This is a genomic window from Duganella dendranthematis (genome assembly GCF_012849375.1).
GTDB classification, from domain to species: Bacteria; Pseudomonadota; Gammaproteobacteria; order Burkholderiales; family Burkholderiaceae_D; genus Rugamonas; species Rugamonas dendranthematis.
In genome coordinates, this window is the sequence record NZ_CP051684.1 from 2,799,861 (window position 1) to 2,816,963 (window position 17,103).

General features: G+C 64.7%; 7 protein-coding genes and 1 riboswitch. Of the genes, 4 read left to right on the forward strand and 3 right to left on the reverse strand.

Annotated elements, in window-relative coordinates; all coding sequences use genetic code 11:
• Positions 1-23 precede the first annotated feature (23 nt).
• Together HH213_RS12825 and HH213_RS12830 are read right to left on the reverse strand one after the other, a co-directional pair.
• Positions 24-1,193 carry an HPP family protein gene (locus HH213_RS12825; RefSeq protein ID WP_169112489.1) on the reverse strand — a complete coding sequence of 390 codons (1,170 nt, stop codon included), beginning with the start codon at positions 1,191-1,193 and terminating at the stop codon, positions 24-26.
• A 49-nt stretch (positions 1,194-1,242) separates the two neighbouring features.
• Positions 1,243-1,719: an Lrp/AsnC family transcriptional regulator gene (locus HH213_RS12830; RefSeq protein WP_110846326.1), complete on the reverse strand. Its 477-nt coding sequence runs from the start codon at positions 1,717-1,719 to the stop codon at positions 1,243-1,245.
• A gap of 99 nt (positions 1,720-1,818) precedes the next feature.
• Here HH213_RS12830 and HH213_RS12835 point away from each other — a divergent pair, with 99 nt between their 5' ends.
• Together HH213_RS12835 and HH213_RS12840 are read left to right on the forward strand one after the other, a co-directional pair.
• Positions 1,819-3,909: an aminotransferase class V-fold PLP-dependent enzyme gene (locus tag HH213_RS12835; RefSeq protein WP_169112490.1), complete on the forward strand. Its 2,091-nt coding sequence runs from the start codon at positions 1,819-1,821 to the stop codon at positions 3,907-3,909.
• Between the two features lie 221 nt (positions 3,910-4,130).
• Entirely contained in the window at positions 4,131-12,830 is an 8,700-nt protein-coding gene (locus HH213_RS12840; protein WP_371875700.1) for a GH36-type glycosyl hydrolase domain-containing protein, read from the forward strand.
• Here HH213_RS12840 and HH213_RS12845 read toward each other — a convergent pair.
• A complete protein-coding gene (locus HH213_RS12845) occupies positions 12,801-13,376 on the reverse strand; it encodes a TMEM165/GDT1 family protein (RefSeq protein ID WP_110846329.1) in 576 nt (191 codons plus the stop codon). The genes HH213_RS12840 and HH213_RS12845 overlap by 30 nt on opposite strands.
• A gap of 17 nt (positions 13,377-13,393) precedes the next feature.
• Positions 13,394-13,577, reverse strand: a riboswitch (yybP-ykoY riboswitch).
• A gap of 74 nt (positions 13,578-13,651) precedes the next feature.
• On the opposite strand from HH213_RS12845, the gene HH213_RS12850 reads away from it, so the two are divergent.
• Together HH213_RS12850 and HH213_RS12855 are read left to right on the forward strand one after the other, a co-directional pair.
• Complete coding sequence (locus HH213_RS12850; protein ID WP_110846330.1) at positions 13,652-15,493, forward strand: M1 family metallopeptidase; 1,842 nt, start codon at positions 13,652-13,654, stop codon at positions 15,491-15,493.
• Positions 15,490-17,103, forward strand: coding sequence for a serine hydrolase (locus tag HH213_RS12855; protein WP_169112491.1), 1,614 nt, complete (start codon positions 15,490-15,492; stop codon positions 17,101-17,103). The genes HH213_RS12850 and HH213_RS12855 overlap by 4 nt, the downstream gene beginning before the upstream one ends.

The following is a 17,103-nucleotide window of genomic DNA, read 5'->3' on the forward strand; positions in this document are numbered from 1 at the left end:
AGCCGCAGGAAACTAATTTTGTATCAAGCCGCCGCTTCCGCGAAACGGCTCTCGTACAGCGCCGCCACCAGATCCGATTGGGTGATGATGCCGACAAATCGCTGCTCATGATCGATGATCGGGATGTGGTGGAAACCCGAGTCCGCCATCAGCGGCACCAGGTCGACGATCGGCGTATCGGTCCGCGCGGTGGTCGGATGCTGGGTCATGATCTGGCCGACCACTTCGGCTTTTTCGGTGTGGGTGACGCCGCTTTTACGCAGGAATCGGCGCAGTTGCTGGCGAATGCTGCGGTAGTCGTCCAGCCCGCCATGGTCGAGGAAATCGGTCTGGGTGACGATGCCGATCACCCGTCGCGCGCGGTTTAGCACCGGCAGGCAAGTCACGCGGTGCGCGCGCATCTGCTGCCACGCATCGTCCAGTCCGGTGCCGAACTCGGCGCTGACGATATCGCGCGACATGATGTCGGCGCAGCTGATGATGCCGAAGCGGCGCTGGTAGGCACGCTGCTCGGTCTGCATGAACAGCGACTCCAGATCGTCGCGGCTGATGTCCAGCACTTGATTATGTTGTTGCAGCACCGCGTCCAGATCCTCCGGCTTGAAGCCCAGCCGCACGGTGGGCACCGCATCTCTGGTGGCGTGCGGATTGACGTGCGCGTGTTGCACGTGCGGATAGCTGCGCCCGGTCAGGTTGTTATAGGTGACGGCCATCAGCACTAACAGCACCGAATCGGCCAGCACCGTCATCAGCACGAATTCATAGCCGGCCGCCTGCACCACCGAGCCGCCGATCACCGCAGTCAGCGCCACCGCGCCGCCGGGCGGATGCAGGCAGCGCGCGACGAACATGGCGGCAATCGCGCCGCCGCAGGCCAGCCCGGCCAGCAAGGGCAGCGGCAGGATGTCGCCGAACCAGTGCACGCAGGCCACGCCGACCAGCCCGCTGACGACGTTACCGCCGATCACCGACCACGGCTGCGCCAGCGGACTGGCCGGCAAGGCAAACAGCAGCACCGACGAGGCGCCGATCGGTGCGACCAGGAATGTGGCCGCGTGGGTCGATTGCAGCAGCAGCTGACTGAGCAGGGCGGTCAGCAAGATGCCGCACAGGGCGCCGAAGGAGGCGCGCAGCTGTTCGCGGCGGTTGGCGGTAGGGGCGCTGGGCAGCCAGCTTTCAAAGAAGGCGCGCATTGGCTTTAAATCAAGTATTTAACATGAAGCATTATCTCATGATTGCACTTTATTGGTGCGAGACCAGCCCCAGCGGCAGCGAGGTGGTGATCTTGATCTGTTCCATCGAGAACGCCGACGACACCCCGGTCAGCTGCACGGACTTGATCAGCTTCTTGTAAAAACGGTCATAGCCGGCGATGTCGATCGTCACCACCTTCAGCAGGTAATCGACGTCGCCGCTCATGCGGTGAAACTCCTGCACTTCCGGCAATGCCGCCACCGCAGCGGCAAAGCGGGCGAACCATTTCTCATCGTGCTGGGTGGTGCGCACGCTGACAAACACCGTCACCGGCAGGCCGACCTTGTTGCGGTTGATGATGGCCACGCGGTTCTCGATATACCCTTCCTCCTCCAGCCGGCGCAGCCGTTTCCAGCAGGGCGTGGAGGACAAACCTATTTGTTCGCTGAGCTGGGCAACGGACAGCGTGCCGTCCCGTTGCAGGGCGTCGAGGATGGCGTAGTCAAAGCGGTCAAGTTGATTCATTCTATTTATCGGGAAAAGAGAGCATGTAACCTCTCCATCTTATGCCTGAGCGCAGCATTTTGGTACGTTTATTTCGGCATAACTGCGTAAGCTATATGGATGACTACTGAAATCTACCTCGACAGCAACGCCACCAGCGTTGTTCTGCCCGCCGCGATTGCCGCTGCCACCGACGCCATGGGCCAGCGCTACGGCAATCCCAGCAGCACCCACGCGACCGGCCTGAAGGCCAAGGTCATCCTCGATGCAGCGCGTGCCTGCGCGGTGCGCCTGCTGGGCGTCGGCAACGGCCGCCTGATGTTCAACAGCGGCGCCACGGAGGGGATCCAGACCGCCGTGCTGTCGTCGCTGGTGGCGCTGCGTGAGCGCAAGGACGCTGGCAAGGCCATCGGCACGCTGCTGGTCTACGGCGCCACCGAGCACAAGGCCGTGCCGGAAAGCCTGGCCCACTGGAATCGCCTGCTGGGCCTGAACCTGACGCTGCACAAGCTGCCGGTCGATCACAACGGCGCGCACAGCCTGAGCGCGCTGCGCGACATCGCCGCCCAAGCCGCGATGGTGTGCACCATGGCCGCCAACAATGAAACCGGCGTCATCTCCGATCTGGCCGGCATCGAGGCGGTGCTGCTGCAAACCGGCAGCAAGGCTTACTGGCTGGTGGACTGCGTCCAGGGATTGGGCAAGCTCAAGCTGGATCTGTCGTCTACCCGCATCGATTACGCGCCGTTCTCCGGTCATAAACTGAATGCGCCGAAAGGCATCGGCATGCTGTACGTGCGCGCCGGCACGCCGTTCACCGCGCTGATACAGGGGGGCGGCCAGGAAGCCGGACAGCGCTCGGGCACCGAGAACATGGCTGGCATCGCCGCGCTGGGCGCTGTGCTGGGCGCACTGGAGCGGGGCGATACCTTCCGCAGCCAGGCCGAGCTATGCAACTTCCGCGCGCGCCTGGCGGACAGCCTGCGCACCGCCTTGCCGGGCGTGGTGTTCAACCATCCGTTCGACACAGCCTTGCCGACCACGCTGAACTTCTCCGTCCCCGGCTTGTCGAGCCGCGAGCTGATGGATGTGTTCGACGCCGCCGATGTACGCGTCAGCGCCGGCAGCGCCTGCTCCTCGTCCAAGGCCGCGCCTAGTTACGTGCTGGACGCGATGGGCTTCCCGCTGTGGCGCAGCGCCGGCGCCATTCGCATGTCGTTCGGCCCGTTGACCGATGAGGCCACCATTGCCGCCGCCTGCACCCGCATCGAGCGCTGCGGCGCGGCGCTGCGCGCCAGCTGCCTAATCCCGTCCGACCGCACCGCCGTGCCGCACGACGGCTTGCTGCAACTGGGCGTGGAAGGCGCGTGCAGCTGGATGGTGCTGGACGCCGCCAGCCGCAGCTGCATCGTCATCGATCCGTTGCCGGAGCACACTGCGCGCATCGAAGCGTACGTGCGCTGCCAGAACTACCAGGTGCAAGCCGTGGTCAGCACGCTGCCGAATGCCGGCCGCGCCATGCTGGTCGAGGCGCTGGGCCGCCACTTCAACCGCGCGGCCGAGGCCGACGCTTATGGCTGGCCGCAAAACGCCACTGCTATCGCGCTGGACAATGGCGCCGGCGCCACCGCCATCACGCTCGGCGCGCAAGTGCTGGCCTGCGTGCCCTGCGGCACCGGCAACGAACTGCGCGCTTATCTGCTGGGCTCGGCGGACGAGGCGCGGCTGCCGGCTGCTGCGGTGCGCTTCGCCTTCAGCGCCCGTCCGGCGCAACAGGCTTTGCATGAAATTATCAGCGAGCGCACGCTGCTGTGCCCGACGCGGGATGAACAGAATCAATTCTGCGCCAGCATGAATGCTGAACCGTCGGCAATCATCGCTGCCGATGCGCAACTCGACGGCAGCGCGCTGGATGCCTTCCTGGCGGCGCATCCGGATGCGTGCCTGGTGGATGTGCGTGAGCCGTATGAATTTGCCGCGACCATCGCGCCGCTGCCGGCCGGGCGCATGGCCTTGAGCGTGCCGCTGAGCCGCCTGGCCGAGTACGCCAGTGCATGGCTGGGTGCGGAGCAGGCGCCGCTGGTGTTTTTCTGCCGCAGCGGCAACCGCAGCATGATGGCGGCGCTGTGCCTGCGCCGCTTGGGACATCGCCACGCGTACAGCCTCAACGGCGGACTGGCGCTGGCGACGCCGCTGCCGCTGGCAGCCTGAGTCAACTTTCCTCCTTTTGCAGGGGCCGCGCAAGCGGTCCTTTTTTTTTGCTCACCCTGTTATGTACGTCACCGTACAGTCCCCTTCCGTGCGCCACCGTACGATTGCTTGGCCCATAATTTTCCATTCGCCGCGTCGAAGCGAGGTCCAAGTTGAACAAGTCCAATCCTATCCTGCCCGAGATGACCCTGGGTTTCCGAGAATCACAGTCCGGCTCCCTGGTGTCCGAAGACGATGACGAAGACCTGCCGCTGCGCGCGGAACTCTTCAGTGCCGCCCAAATGGCCGCGCACGGCAAAACGCTGGCCCAGCATCATGAGCTGAGCAAGCGCGGCGGCCGCGACCGCTTGCTGTCGCGCCTGACGGAAAACGCCGCCGTCATCGATTCCACCTGCGATGAACTGACCGCCGCCATCAAGGCCGGGCGCCAGATCACGCCAGCGTCGGAATGGCTGCTGGATAATTTCTATCTGATCGAAGAACAGATCCGCATCGCCCGCCGCCACCTGCCCAAGGATTACAGCAAGGAATTGCCGCGCCTGGGCAAGGGCGCGCCGGATGGCTGCCCGCGCGTCTACAAGATCGCGCTGGAGATCATTTCGCACGGCGACGGCCGCGTCGATCCGGAATCGCTGTGCCGCTTTGTCGACGCCTACCAGGAAGTCGCCACCCTCAAGCTGGGCGAACTGTGGGCGATCCCGATCATGCTGCGCCTGGCGCTGATCGAGAACCTGCGCCGCGTGGCCGCGCGCGTGGCCGACAACCGCGCCCAGCGCGACCTGGCCAACACCTGGGCCGATCAGATGACCGAGATCGCCGACAAGAATCCGAGCGGCCTGATCCTGATGGTGGCCGACATGGCGCGCTCCAATCCGCCGATCACCAGCGCCTTCGTGGCCGAACTGGCGCGCCGCCTGCAAGGACAAAGCCCGGCGCTGACGCTGGCGCTGACGTGGATCACGCACCGCCTGGCGGAAATCGGCCAGACCATCGAACAGCAGATCCAGACCGAGATCCAGCAGCAGGCGGCGGAGCAGGTCTCCATCGCCAACAGCATCGGCAGCCTGCGCTTCCTCGGCACCATGGACTGGCAGGAGTTTGTCGAGACCATGAGCAAGGTCGAACAAACCCTGCGCCAGGACCCGGCCGACATCTACGGCAAAATGGAATTCGCCACGCGCGACCAGTATCGCCATTCGATTGAAAAAATCGCCAAGCGCTCGCGCTTCACCGAAGAAGAAGTGGCGCAGCAGGCCCTGGCGCTGGCCATGGCGCATCATGGCACCGGCGATTCGCGCCATGGCCACGTCGGCTTCTACCTGATCGGCGGCGGCCTGGCCGCGCTGGAAAAACAAACGCAGATGCGCCGGCCGTGGAACGAGGCGATGCAGCAGACATCCAGCGCCTCGCCGCTGACCTCCTACCTCGGCGCCATCGCCGCCATTTCGCTGGTGTCGACCGCGCTGCTGCTGGAGCGCGCATCGTTCTACGGTGTGCATGGCTTTGTGCTGTTCGCGCTGGGCGTGCTGGCGCTGCTGGGCAGCAGCCATCTGGCGCTGAACCTGGTGAACTGGGTGGCCACGCTGGTTACCCATCCACGGCCTTTGCCGCGCATGGACTTCAAGGACGGCATCCCGTCCGACGCGCGCGCCGTCGTAGTGGTGCCGACGCTGGTCTACAGCAAGGAAAACATTGACGATCTGTTCGAGCAGATGGAAGTGCGCTTCCTCGCCAATCGCGATCCCAACCTGACGTTTTGCCTGCTGACCGACTTCGCCGACGCCCGTTCCGAGAAGATGCCGAACGACGACGCGCTGACCGAGCAGATGAAGCGCTGCACCGCGCACCTGAATCACAAGTATGCCAACGGTTCGCCGCACGCGCCGTTCCTGCTGCTGCACCGTCCGCGCATGTGGAATCCGCAGGAAGGCGTGTGGATGGGCTATGAGCGCAAGCGCGGCAAGCTGGAAGACCTGAACGCCTTCCTGCGTGGCGGCGCGCGCGACAAATTCTCGCTGGTGGTGGGCGACACCACGGAGCTGGAAAGCATCCGTTACGTGATCACGCTGGACACCGACACCCAGCTGCCGCGCGACGCGGCCAAGGAATTCATCGCCACCATGCAGCACCCGCTGAACCGTCCGCGCGTCGACCTGCAGCGTGGTCGCGTGACCGAAGGCTATGGCATCCTGCAACCGCGCGTGGCGGTGGCGCTGCCGAGCGAGAACGCTTCGCGCTACGAAAAACTGTGCGGCGGCGAACCGGGCATCGACCCGTATACCCGCACCGTGTCGGACGTCTATCAGGATGTGTTCTTTGAGGGCTCCTTCATCGGCAAGGGCATCTACGATATCGACGTGTTCCAGCAAGTGCTGGGCGGCCGCCTGCCGGAAAACAAGATCCTCAGCCACGATTTGCTGGAAGGCTGCTACATCCGCGCTGGCCTGCTGAGCGACGCGCAGCTGTACGAAGCCTATCCAGCCCAATACGGCGATGACGTCAGCCGCCGCCAGCGCTGGATACGCGGCGACTGGCAGTTGATCGGCTGGCTGGCCGGCCGCGTGCCGAGCGGCCGCGGCAAGCGCGAACGCAATCCGCTGTCGCTGCTGTCGCGCTGGAAGCTGTTCGATAACCTGCGCCGCAGCCTGACCGCGCCGGCGCTGGTGCTGTCGCTGATCACCGCGTGGCGCTGGTTGCCCGATCCATGGATGTGGACCGGCGCCGTGCTGACCGTGATCTTCCTGCCTCCGCTGGTCAGCATGGTATATGACCTGTGCCGCCGTCCGCGCGACACCTTGTGGAGCCAGCATATCCGCGCCTCATTGCGCCGCAGCGGGCTGCATTTCTCGCATGCGATCCTGATGCTGGCCTTCCTGCCATACGAAGCTTACTTTAGCGTGGACGCGATCCTGCGCAGCCTGTGGCGCTCCTTCGTCTCGCACCGCAAGCTGCTGGAATGGCGCGCCTCCACCCTGGCGCGCCAGGCCGACGGCACGGTCAGCACCTGGCGCACCATGTGGTTCGCGCCGGTGCTGTCGCTGTTCGTCGGCGGCGCGCTGCTGGGATGGCATCCATCCAGCCTGCCGCCGGCATCGCTGTTCCTGCTGGCGTGGCTGGTGGCGCCGGCCATCGCCGACTGGATCAGCCGTCCGATCGAACGCAAGGCGGCGCAGCTGTCGGCCGAACAGACGCTGTTCCTCAACAAGCTGGCGCGCCGCACCTGGGCGTATTTCGAGCGCTTCGTCGGCCAGGAAGACAACTGGCTGCCGCCGGATAATATGCAGGAGCATCCGGTACAGGTGATTGCGCACCGCACCTCGCCGACCAACATCGGCATGGCGCTGCTGGCCAACCTGACCGCCACCGATTTCGGCTACATCACTGTCAGCCAGCTGATGGCGCGCACCGCCAATACGCTGGACACCATGGACCAGCTGGAGCGTCACCAGGGCCACTTCTACAACTGGTACGACACGCTGACGCTCAAGCCGCTGCATCCGATGTACGTCTCGACGGTGGACAGCGGCAACCTGGCCGGCCACCTGCTGACCATGGCGCCGGGCCTGACCGGCCTGTATGACGAGCCTGTGCTCGGCAAGCAAATCGTTGACGGCATCGCCACCACCGCCCGCGTGCTGCAAGAGACGCTGGCCGATGCCGGCATTGCGGCCGGCGCTACGGCCACCGGCGCGGCCATCACCTCCGCCGTGGCCGCCGATGCAATCGACGCGCTGCTGGCCGCACTGACGCCGGCGCCGGACGCCGGCAACCTGCAAGAGCTGTATGGCTGGCTGACGCGCGTCAGCGCCGCAGCGGACGAATTCCATCCGCACGCCGTCACTCACAGCGAAGCCGCCGCCATGTGGGCCGAATCGCTGGTGCAGCAATGCCGCGCCGCGCTGGACGAACTGGCCGCGTTGACGCCATGGGCCGCGCTGTCGCCGGACGCCATCTTCGACACCAGCATGACCCGCATGCCGACCTTGCGCGAACTGGCGGCGCTGGCGCGTTCCACCGCTTCCATCGCCATCAACGACCTGGCGCCGGACGAACGCGATCGCCAGCAACGCCTGGCCGCACTGTTCGAGCAAGGCAGCACCGCTGCGCATGAGCGCATGCGCGCGCTGGCCGACCTGGCGCTGCGCTGCGGCGCTTTCGCCCAGATGGAATATGGCTTCCTGTTCAACCCGACCACCAACCTGCTGGCGATCGGCTACAACGTCAGCGACCGCCGCCTGGACGCCAGCTACTACGATCTGCTGGCGTCGGAAGTACGACTGGCCAGCTTTGTCGCCATCGCTCAGGGCCAGCTGCCGCAAGAGCACTGGTTCGCGCTCGGCCGCCAGCTGTGCATCGTCGCCGGCAAGCCGGTGCTGCTGTCGTGGAGCGGCTCGATGTTCGAGTACCTGATGCCGCTGCTGGTGATGCCGAACTATCCAAGCACGCTGCTGGACCAGACCTACAATTCCGTGATCGACGCGCAGATCGACTACGGCAAGCAGCGCAACGTGCCGTGGGGGATTTCCGAATCCGGCTACAACACGGTGGACGCCAGCCTGAATTACCAGTACCGCGCCTTCGGCGTGCCGGGCCTGGGCCTGAAGCGCGGCCTGGCCGACGATCTGGTGATCGCGCCATACGCCAGCATGATGGGCCTGATGGTGCAGCCGGAAGCCTCGTGCGCCAACTTGCAGAAGATGGCGGAACTGGGCTATATGGGCCGCTACGGCTTCTACGAAGCGATCGACTACACGGCGTCGCGCCTGCCGCGCGGCCAGAGCGCGGCGGTGATCCGTTCGTTCATGGTCCACCACCAGGGCATGGGCTTCCTGTCGCTCAGCTACCTGCTGCACGACCGGCCGATGCAGCGCCGTTTCGAATCCGATCCGCTGCTGCAATCGACGCTGCTGGTGCTGCAGGAACGCAGCCCGCAGGTCGGCGCGTTCTACTCCAACACCACCGAGATGGCGGCGATCCGCACCACCGCGCCGGAGCAGTCGATGCCGATGCGCGTGCTGACGCAGCATTCGACGCCGGTGCCGGAAACCCAGCTGCTGTCCAACGGCCGCTATCACGTCATGGTCACCAACTCCGGCGGCAGCTACAGCCGCTGGAAAGACCTGGCCGTGACGCGCTGGCGCGAAGACAGCACGCGCGACAACTGGGGCAACTTCTGCTACGTGCGCGATGTGGAGGACGGCGAGTTCTGGTCCACCACTTATCAACCTACGCTGGTCGAGCCGCGCAAGCATGAAGTGATCTTCTCCGAAGGCCGCGCCGAGTTCCGCCGCTCCGATCGTCACATCGACCTGTACACGGAAATCGTGGTGTCGCCGGAAGACGATATCGAATTGCGTCGTACCCGCATCACCAACAAGTCGGACCGCGTGCGCACCATCGAGGTGACCAGCTACGCCGAAGTGGTGATGGCGCCGGCCGCCGCCGACAACGCCCACCCGGCCTTCAGCAAGCTGTTTGTGCAGACCGAAATCCTGCCGCAGGAACGCGCCATCCTGTGCACGCGCCGTCCGCGCGGCGCGCACGAGACGCCGCCATGGATGATGCACTCGATGATGGTGCACGATGCGCCGGTGGTCAACGTCTCGTACGAAACCGACCGCTCGCGCTTCATCGGCCGCGGCAACACCATGGCCGCGCCGAGCGCGATGCTGAACAAAGGGCCGCTCAGCGGCGGCGAGGGTTCGGTGCTCGATCCGGTGGTGGCGATCCGCTACACCATCACGCTCAAGCCGGACCAGTTTGCGACAGTGGACATCGTCACCGGCATGACCGAGCAGCGCGACGTCGCGCTGCACCTGATCGACAAATACCAGGACCGCCATCTGGCCGATCGGGTGTTCGAGCTGGCGTGGACTCACAGCCAGGTCGTGCTGCGCCAGCTGAACGCCAGCGAAGCGGACGGCCAGCTGTACGGCCGCCTGGCCAATTCGGTGATCTACCCGAACGCCGGCCTGCGCGCTGAAGCGGCGACGCTGATCAAGAATCAGCGCGGTCAGTCCGGCCTGTGGGCGTACGCGATTTCCGGCGACCTGCCGATCGTGCTGATGCAGATTAAAGATCCGTCCAACATCGAACTGGCGCGCCAGATGGTGCAGGCGCACGCCTACTGGCGCCTGAAAGGGCTGGTGGTCGATCTGGTGATCTGGTACGAAGACCAATCCGGCTACCGCCAAGCGCTGCACGACCAGATCATGGGCCTGATCGCGTCCGGCATCGACGCCCAGGCGATCGACCGTCCGGGCGGCATTTTCGTGCGCCTGATGGACCAGATTCCGAACGAAGACCGGGTGCTGATGCAGTCGGTGGCGCGCGTCATCATCAGTGACTCGCGCGGTTCGCTGGCTGAACAGATCAAGCGGCCGACGCCGCCGACGCTGCGCATGCCGCCACTGCTGGCGGACAATCGCGGCGAGTACGCGGACGCCGGTCCGGTCACCCATCCGGCGCGTGGCCTGATCCTGGAAAACGGCACCGGCGGCTTTACCCCGGACGGCCGCGAGTACGTGATCACCACCAGCAACGCCCAGCGTACGCCGGCGCCGTGGTCCAACGTGCTGGCCAATCCGCAGTTCGGCACCGTGATCTCGGAAAGCGGCCAGGCCTACACCTGGCACGAGAACGCGCATGAATACCGCATCACGCCGTGGGACAACGATCCGGTCAGCGACAGCAGCGGCGAAGCGTTCTACCTGCGCGATGAACAGAGCGGCCAGTTCTGGTCGCCGACGGCGCTGCCGGCGCGCGGCAATGGCGACTACATTACGCGCCACGGCTTCGGCTACAGCGTGTTTGAACATATCGAGGCCGGCATCTACACCGAGATGACCACCTTCGTCGCGCTCGACGCGCCGATCAAGTACACGGTGCTGAAAGTGCGCAACGACTCGCTGGTGCAGCGCCGCCTGTCGGCCTTCGGTTACGTGGAATGGGTGCTGGGCGATATGCGCTCCAAGTCGGGCATGCACATCGTCACCGAGGCCGATCCGGTCAGCGGTGCGCTGTTCGCCAAGAACCCGTACAACACGGAGTTCAGCGGCCGCGTGGCCTTCTTCAATTGCGACGCTACGCTGCGCAGCATCACCGCCGACCGCACGGAGTTCATGGGCCGTAACGGCACGCTGGCGGCACCGGCTGCGCTGCGCCGTTCTCGCCTGTCCGGCAAGATCGGCGCCGGGCTGGATGCCTGTGCAGCGATTCAGGCGCCATTCGACCTGCTGCCTGGCCAGGAGCGCGAGATCGTGTTTGTGCTGGGTGTGGCCGGCCGCCGCAACGCCGACGCCAGCAGCCTGGTACAGAAACACCGCAGTGCCGAAGCGGCGCACGAAGCGCTGCGCGCGGTGCATGCGCATTGGGAGAAAACGCTGGGCGCCGTGCGCATCGAAACGCCGGAGCCGGAGCTGGACGTCATCGCCAACGGTTGGCTGATGTACCAGACCATCGCTTGCCGCATCTGGGCACGCAGCGGCTACTACCAGTCGGGCGGCGCGTTCGGCTTCCGCGACCAGCTGCAGGATGCGATGGCCACCATTCACACCCAGCCGCAACTGCTGCGCGATCAGCTGATGCTGTGCGCGGCCCACCAGTTCCTGGAAGGCGATGTGCAGCACTGGTGGCATCCGCCGTCGGACCGTGGCGTGCGCACGCACTGCTCGGACGATTATCTGTGGCTGCCGCTGGGCGCCTGGCGCTATGTCGCCAGCACCGGGGACATGAGCATCCTCGATGAGATGGCGCCATATCTGGAAGGCCGCGCGGTCAAGCCGGAAGAGGATTCGTACTACGACATGCCGGCCCGCTCCAGCGAGCAGGGCACGCTGTACGATCACTGCCAGCGCGCGATCCGCAACGGCTTGCGCTTCGGCGTCAATGGCTTGCCGCTGATCGGTTCCTGCGACTGGAACGACGGCATGGATAAAGTCGGCGAGCATGGCAAAGGGGAGAGCGTGTGGTTGGCCTTCTTCCTGTGCGAAGTGCTGAAACGCTTCGCCGAGGTGGCCGATATGCGCAACGATACGGCGTTCGCCGCCGAGTGCCGCGAACAGGCGCGCCGCGTCGCCGCCAACGTCGAGCAGAATGCATGGGACGGCGAATGGTATCGCCGCGCCTACTTCGACGACGGTACGCCGCTCGGTTCCCACACCAACGAGGAATGCCAGATCGATTCGATTTCGCAAAGCTGGGGCGTGCTGTCCGGCTCCGCCGATCCGGTGCGGGTGCGCGGGGCGATGGAGCAGGTCAACCAGCGACTGGTGCGCCGCGATTCGGGCATCATCCAGCTGCTCGATCCGCCGTTCGACAAGGCCGGGCCGAATCCGGGCTATATCCGCGGCTACGTGCCGGGCGTGCGCGAAAACGGCGGTCAGTACACCCACGCCGCAATCTGGACCGCGATGGCCTTCGCGCGCCTGGGCGACAACGAACGGGCATGGGAACTGGCGCGCATGATCAATCCGGTCATGCACGGTCGCACGCCGGAAGACACCGCGATCTACAAGGTGGAACCGTATGTGGTGACGGCCGACGTGTACGCTGTGGCGCCGCATGTGGGACGTGGCGGCTGGAGTTGGTACACCGGTTCGTCCGGCTGGATGTATCGTTTGATACTGGAGTCGCTGCTGGGCCTCACGCGCACGGCCAACCATCTGAAGCTGGAGCCGCGCATGCCGGAGAACTGGACCACGTTCACGCTGACGTATCGCTACGCCAGCGCCACCTACGAGATCCGCGTCAACAAAGGCGCGACCTCCGCGCCGATCATGTCGGTGGACGGCGTGCCGCAGCCCGATGGCTTGATCGCGTTGCAGGACAGCGGCCGCACGCACCGCGTTGAGTTGCTGGTGCCGGCGGGAGCGCCGCCGGCCACTGCGATGTTAAACGCCCAGGGAGGCGCCGGCGCCTAACAGCGTCGCCACGCCCAGCACCGCGAAGATCACGGCAGCGATGCCGTGAACCAGCTTGAGCGAGATCTTGTTGGCGATCCTGTCGCCGAAGTAGACCGCAGGGACGTTGGCCAGCATCATGCCCAGCGTGGTGCCGCATACCACGGCAACCATGCTGTGGTAGCGGGCCGCTAGCGCCACGGTGGCCACCTGCGTCTTGTCGCCCATTTCGGCCAGGAAGAAGGCGATCAGCGTGGTCAGGAACACGCCGTATTTCGCCAGCTTGGCGTCTTCCTCATCCAGCTTGTCCGGCACCAGCGTCCATGCGGCCATCGCGAGGAAGGACGCGCCCAGCACCCAGCGTAGCAACTCCGGTCCCAGCATGCTGGTGATCCAGGTGCCGATGGCGGCGGCGAAGGCGTGGTTGGCGATGGTCGCGACCAGGATCGCGGCAACGATAGGCAGGGGACGGCGGAACCTGGCGGCGAGTACAAAAGCGAGGAGCTGGGTTTTGTCGCCGATTTCTGCGAGGGCGACAATGCCGGTAGAGACGAAGAATGCTTCCATGATGAGTAAGGTACGCGGGCCGGAACGGTTAACCAATGATCCAGGCGCGGCTCCGGCCCATCACGGCCGCCCCAAGGATCATGGTCTCGCCAAGCCGGTGCTATTTGCACGGCCACCTGCGCCACGGTCTGCGGACCGATTATGTTGACACAGGTTCTTGCACCGGGCGGCGCAAGCCGACTACTCCCCACTAACGGCGCGGATTTTAACACATGGCAGAAACATGCCTATGGTATTCTGCTTCGCGCTGAAGATAACATTGAAAGTATCGCCACATGATCAAGAAGACCATTGCCGCACTCGTGCTGACCGCATGCATGTCGCTCTCCGCTCACGCCGATCCGTTGAGCTATGCCCGCTACGACCAGGTCCGCACCACCGATCTGCACCTGGACCTGAAAGCGGATTTCAGCCACAAGATCCTGTCCGGCTACGCCGAACTGTCGCTCAACTGGATCGACAAGTCGGCCCGCACGCTGGTGCTGGATACCAATGAACTCAACATCGCCAAGGTGCAGGTGCTGGCCGCCGATGGCCGCTGGACCGCCGCCTCCTTCATGCTCGACAAGCTGGATGTGGAGAAGGGCCGCGCGCTGCGCATCGCCCTTCCGTTCCAGCCGCAGAAAGTGCGCATCTACTACCGCACCGCGCCGTCGGCCACCGCGCTGCAATGGCTGACGCCTGAGCAGACCATGTCCGGCAAGCGTCCGTTCATGTTCAGCCAATCGGAAACCATCAACGCCCGTTCGTGGGCGCCGGTGCAGGACACGCCGGCGGTGCGCTTCACCTACAGCGCCCGCGTGGAAGCGCCGTCCGGCATGCGCGTGGTGATGAGCGCCGAGAACGACCAGCAAGCCACCGGCGCCGGCGGCTGGAAGTTCAAGATGACGCAGCCGATTCCATCCTACCTGCTGGCCATCGCCATCGGCGAGATCGACGTGCGCAACGTCGGTCCGCGTTCGGCGGTGTACGCCGAGCCGCAGCGCATCGAAGCTGCCGCCAGTGAAATGGCCGACACCGAAAAAATGATCGCCGCCGCTGAAGGCCTGTATGGCCCGTACCGGTGGGAGCGTTACGACATGATCGTGCTGCCGCCATCGTTCCCGATCGGCGGCATGGAAAATCCGCGCCTGACGTTCGTCACGCCGACCATGATCGCGGGCGACAAGAGCCTGGTCGACCTGATCGCGCACGAACTGGCGCACTCGTGGTCCGGCAACCTGGTGACCAACGCCTCGTGGAAGCACTTCTGGCTTAACGAAGGCTTCACCACCTACGTCACCACCCGCATCGTGGAAAAACTGTACGGCGAAGAAGTGGCGGAGATGAACCTGCAAGTGGAGCAGGAAGAAGCGATTGCGTCGCTGGCCGGCATCCCGGCCGCCAAGCAGGCTTTGATATCGCGCGATCCGGACACCAGCGCCGCCAGCTATACCGACACTGGCCTGGTATATCCGAAAGGCGCGTGGTTGCTGCGCACCCTGGAGCAGCGCGCCGGCCGCGACGTGTTCGATCCCTTCCTGCGCGGCTGGTTCGACCAGCATGCCTTCCAGTCCGCCACCACCGGCGAATTTGTCGACTACCTGAAGAAAAACCTGCTGGACGCGCATCCGGAAATTATGTCGCAATCCGAGCTGGATGAGTGGCTGTATGGTCCCGGCATTCCGGCCAGCGCCAAGCGCGCCGCCTCGCCACGCCTGGCCGCGCTGGATACGCAGCGCACCGCGTGGCTGAAAGGCGAATTCCCGACTGCCGACCTGCCGGCCAAAAACTGGATCGCGCTGGAGTGGATGCACTTCCTGAACGATATCGACGGCAAGGCCACGGCAGCGCAGATGCAGGAGCTGGACCAGACCTTCGGCCTGGGTAAAACCGGCAACAACGAAATCGCCTTCCGCTTCTTCCTGGCGTCGGTGCATGCCGGTTACAACGTGCGCGAGCCGTTGAATAAATTCCTGATGAGCGTCGGCCGCCAGAAGTTTGTGGTGCCGCTGTACACCGCGTTGCTGAAGAACCCTAACGAGAAAGACTGGGCCAAGGGCGTGTACGCCAAGGCGCGTTCGCACTATCATCCGGTCACCCAGACCTCCGTCGACAAGGCATTTAAAAAGCAATGAAGATGATCCGACCTTTTGCAACCGCTGCGCTGACGCTGGCGGTGTGGGGCGCGCTGTCCGGCGCGCCTGTTATGGCGGCGCCGGTGACGGCGCCCGATACTACCGCCGCAGTGACGGCGTCGCTGGGCGATGACGTCAGCCGCGCGCTGAAGACTTTCCAGGTGCCGGGCATGGCGATTGCCATCGTCAAGGATGGCAAGGTGGTGGTGGCCCAGGGCTTCGGCGTGCGCAAGCTGGGCGATCCAACGCCGGTGGACGGCAAGACGCTGTTTGAAGTGGCTTCCAATTCCAAGGCCTTCACCGCCGCCACGCTGGCGATGCTGGTCGATGAAGGCAAGATCGCCTGGAACGATCCGGTCACCAAGCACCTGCCGGGCTTTCAGATGTACGACTCGTACGTCACCGGCCAGATGACGGTGCGCGACCTGCTGACCCATCGCAGCGGCCTCGGTCTCGGCGCCGGCGATTTGCTGTGGTGGCCAAGCACCCAGTTCAGCACCGACGAAATCATCGAGCGGCTGCGTTACGTCAAGCCGGCCACCAGCTTCCGCGCCAGCTACGCCTATGACAACCTGCTGTACATCGTGGCCGGCAAGATCATCGCCGCCAAGACCGGCAAGCCGTGGGGCGAGGCGGTGCAGGAGCGCATCCTGACGCCGCTGGGCATGAGCGACACCAAGACCAGCGTGGCCGACATGCTGGCCACCAGTGACTACTCGGCGCCGCACAGCAAGATCCACGACAAGATCTCGGTGGTGAAGCCGATGCCGGTGCCGAATGCGGTCGGCGCGGTGGGCATTAACACCAGCGCCGAAGACATCGCGCGCTGGATGAACCTCCTGCTCAAACAGGGCAAGACGCCAGACGGCAAGCAACTGATCAGCGCCAAACAGGTCGCCGAATTGTGGAGCGAGCAGACGCCGATGCCGATCAGGGATCCGAAGCCGGCGCTGGCGGCCACCAAGCCCAACTTCCTGTCGTATGGCCTGGGCTTCCAGCTGCGCGACTACAGGGGGCACAAAATCGCCATGCACGGCGGCGCGTTGCAAGGCTTTTATTCGACGGTGCTGATGGTGCCGGACCAAGAGCTGGGCATCGCCATCCTGACCAATGCGGAGAACAGCCCGGCCATGGCCTCGCTGTACTACACGATACTGGACACGTTCCTGGATGTGCCGGTGAAGACCGACTGGATCGGGCTGTACGCCGACCAGGAAGCGGCCGCGCACAAGGAGGAACTGGAGCGTCAGGGCAAAGAGCACAAGGCGCGCGCGGCCGCCTCGAAACCGTCGCTGCCGCTGGCGGCCTACGACGGCGAGTATGAGGATGCATGGTACGGCAAGGCCAGCATCCACGAGGAGGGCGGCAAGCGCATCATGCGTTTCGAGCGCACGCCGGACCTGAGCGGGGAACTGGAGCACTTCCAGCACGACACCTTCATCGTGCGCTGGAAGGAACGCAACTTCAACGCCGACGCCTATGTGACGTTTGCGCTGAATCCGGACGGCAGCATCGAGCGCATGAAGATGGCGCCGATTTCCACCGAAACGGACTTCAGCTACGACTTCCGCGATCTGACCTTTACCCCGGTGAAGACGGCGAAGAAATAA

Excerpts from the sequence above, each read along its gene's own strand:
- HH213_RS12830 (WP_110846326.1), bottom strand. The coding sequence starts at position 1,719 with ATGAATCAACTTGACCGCTTTGACTACGCCATCCTCGACGCCCTGCAA.
- HH213_RS12850 (WP_110846330.1), top strand. The coding sequence starts at position 13,652 with ATGATCAAGAAGACCATTGCCGCACTCGTGCTGACCGCATGCATGTCG.
- HH213_RS12825 (WP_169112489.1), bottom strand. The coding sequence starts at position 1,193 with ATGCGCGCCTTCTTTGAAAGCTGGCTGCCCAGCGCCCCTACCGCCAAC.
- HH213_RS12845 (WP_110846329.1), bottom strand. The coding sequence starts at position 13,376 with ATGGAAGCATTCTTCGTCTCTACCGGCATTGTCGCCCTCGCAGAAATC.
- HH213_RS12855 (WP_169112491.1), top strand. The coding sequence starts at position 15,490 with ATGAAGATGATCCGACCTTTTGCAACCGCTGCGCTGACGCTGGCGGTG.
- HH213_RS12835 (WP_169112490.1), top strand. The coding sequence starts at position 1,819 with ATGACTACTGAAATCTACCTCGACAGCAACGCCACCAGCGTTGTTCTG.